Origin of the sequence: Neobacillus drentensis (assembly GCF_036966985.1) — a bacterium.
Lineage (GTDB): Bacteria > Bacillota > Bacilli > Bacillales > Cytobacillaceae > Neobacillus > Neobacillus drentensis_E.
In genome coordinates, this window is sequence record NZ_JBALSN010000398.1 from 217 (window position 1) to 3,185 (window position 2,969).

The window sequence follows — 2,969 nt, forward strand, 5'->3', positions numbered from 1 at the left end:
TGCCGTAGCAGCCGCCCGCAGAGCATTAAATGGCAGTTGGAAAAAGATGACGACAGGAGAACGTTCAAAGATTCTTCGTCGAATTGGAGATTTAATCCTGGAAAGACAAGAGGAATTAGCCCGGTTGGAATCGTTGGACACTGGTAAACCGTTCTGGTTGGCTAATAGTATTGATGTTCCGAGGGCTGCTTATAATTTCCACTTTTTTGCCGATTATATGATATCTGTTAATACGGATGCAAACCAACAGGATGACATGGCCATTCATTACTCCTATCGGCGCCCAGTTGGAGTGGTTGGTATTATTAAACCTTGGAATTTGCCATTATTATTACTTACTTGGAAATTAGCACCATGTTTAGCGATGGGCAATACAGCCGTGATTAAACCAGCAGAATGGACTCCCATGACGGCAACGGTATTGATGGAAATTTGTAAAGAAGCTGGGGTTCCAGATGGTGTGGTTAATCTTGTACATGGCTTCGGGCCAAATTCTGCAGGCGGTGCCATTTCGGAACATCCAGATGTTGATGCGATTTCCTTCATTGGTGAGCCAGGAACTGGATCTTCTATTATGAAGGCTGCATCAAGTTCATTAAAGAAATTGTCGTTTGAATTAGGAGGGAAAAATCCTAACATTATTTTTGCCGATTCTGATCTGGATGAAGTGGTCGAAACAACAATCAAATCAAGTTTTATTAATCAAGGTGAAGTTTGTCTCTGCGGTTCACGCATTTATGTTGAGCGACCGGCATATGAAGAATTCCTCAACAAATTTGTAGCAAAGGTTAAAAACTTAAAAGTAGGGCTTCCAGAAAATGAAGATACAAAGGTGGGTGCCTTAATCAGTAAGGAACATTATGATCGGGTTAATAGCTATATTGAAATTGCCCGCAATGATGGTGCGACCATTCTGACCGGGGGAAAACGTCCGGATGGGATTGAAAAGGGATATTATTTAGAACCCACGATCATCACAGGAGTAGACCGGAATTCCCGTTGTGTTCGTGAAGAGATTTTTGGGCCGGTTGTAACAGTTATGCCTTTTGATATGGAAGAAGAAGTGATCATGCAGGCAAATGATACCCATTATGGTTTAAGTGCAACGATTTGGACAAACGATTTAAGACGGGCGCACCGGGTTGCTCATCAAATTGAAGCAGGTATCATTTGGGTAAACACTTGGTTTTTACGTGACCTGCGCACCCCATTTGGCGGGATGAAAAATAGTGGGATTGGCAGAACAGGCGGAATGCATAGCATTGATTTTTACTCTGAATTATCCAATATTACGATTAAATTATAAGAAGGGGAGTCATTCTTTTGACGGACAAAATAAAGCAATATGCAGAAAAATTAGCTGAAGCGGAGAACACTCGGATTGGTACGGTTCCACTTACCTCAGTAGATTCAACGCTGACAGTAAAAGAAGCCTATTATATTCAGTTGGAAAATATTCAGCGCAAAATAGAACAGGGACAAATTATAGTAGGGAAGAAAATCGGATTAACGTCCTTGGCGATGCAGAATTTATTAGGTGTAGATGAACCTGATTACGGACATTTGCTGGACAGTATGGTGGTAGAAAATGGCGGTCAGATTAATATAGAGCAAGTTCTTCAACCAAAAGTAGAAGCGGAGATTGCCTTTATCCTAAAAAAGGAATTACGTGGGCCGAATCTTACAGCGCTTGATGTCATTCAGGCAACTGATTATATAGTACCTGCTCTTGAAATCGTCGATAGTAGAATAAAAGATTGGAAAATTAAATTGGCCGATACAGTGGCAGACAATGCCTCATCTGGTTTTTATGTACTTGGCGGTAAGCCAACAAAAATAGCCGATATTGATCTTGAATTAATTGGCATGGTACTAACGAAAAATGGTGAGCTCGTCAATACGGGGGTCGGTGCAGCGGCTTTAGGAAATCCAGCAAAGTGTGTTGCCTGGTTAGCGAATAAATTAGCCGAATTCGATATTTCGCTAAAAGCAGGCGAAGTGATTCTTTCAGGGGCTTTGTCAGCAGCAGAAGCCGCTCAAAAGGGAGATACATTTACGGCAAGATTCGCTCATATCGGTCAGGTCAGTGTACGGTTTTAACCGTTTAAAGGAGGAAAGAGGATGAGTCAATACAAAGAGATTGCACACTATTTAGAATCTGCGGAACTCGATAAGCGCGAGGTTGCCAAAGTCACGGTAAACTTGAAACCTGATTTAACAGTGGAAGAAGCTTATCAAGTACAACAGGAAATTGTACATTCGAAATTAAATGAAGGAAAAAAAATCATTGGCCCAAAAATGGGATTAACCAGTCAGGCCAAAATGAAACAAATGGGGATTGAAGAACCGATTTATGGGTATGTGTTTGATTATATGATCATTGAAAATGGCGGTCAGGTGCCATTACATGAATTAATTCACCCAAAAGTTGAGGCTGAAATTGCCTTTGTAATTGGTGAGGATATTGAAGGTCCTGGCGTAACAGGGGCTCAGGTTTTAGCTAAAACCGAGTATGTTTTACCAGCCTTAGAGATTATTGACAGCCGGTACGAAAATTTTCAATTTACCTTACCCGACGTGATTGCGGATAATGCTTCAACTTCAAGAGTAGTGTTTGGTACCACCCTTAAAAAGCCGGAGCAATTTGAACTCGATTTAGTTGGAGCAACGCTTTCGATCAATGGCGAAATCAAGGAATTGGGAGCAGGAGCTGCGGTCCTTGGCCACCCTGCAAATTCCATTGCCATGCTTGCCAATATGCTGGCAAGAAAAGGAGAAAAGGTCCGTAAGGGTGATGTAATTCTAACAGGCGGGATTACAAGTGCGGTTCAATTAAAATATGGGGATATTGTAAGCGATAAATTCGATGGTTTAGGTGAAGTGGCCTTTACAGTAACTGATTAATAATTTTTGGCACCCTGTTGATTGAAGTGGAAGGCACGATCCTGCGGGAGGACGGGGCAGGGGAG

3 protein-coding genes are annotated in these 2,969 nt (G+C 41.9%); all 3 read left to right on the top strand.

The window, feature by feature from the left end:
* A partial coding sequence (locus V7659_RS23290) for an aldehyde dehydrogenase (RefSeq protein WP_335542545.1) occupies positions 1–1,306 on the top strand: 1,306 nt, incomplete at its 5' end.
* A gap of 17 nt (positions 1,307–1,323) precedes the next feature.
* A complete protein-coding gene (locus V7659_RS23295) occupies positions 1,324–2,100 on the top strand; it encodes a 2-keto-4-pentenoate hydratase (RefSeq protein WP_335542546.1) in 777 nt (258 codons plus the stop codon).
* A gap of 21 nt (positions 2,101–2,121) precedes the next feature.
* Entirely contained in the window at positions 2,122–2,904 is a 783-nt protein-coding gene (locus tag V7659_RS23300; RefSeq protein ID WP_335542547.1) for a 2-keto-4-pentenoate hydratase, read from the top strand.
* Positions 2,905–2,969 lie beyond the last annotated feature (65 nt).

What these genes read in the sequence shown, in the direction of transcription:
- V7659_RS23300 (WP_335542547.1), top strand. Translation starts at nt 2,122, where the DNA reads ATGAGTCAATACAAAGAGATTGCACACTATTTAGAATCTGCGGAACTC.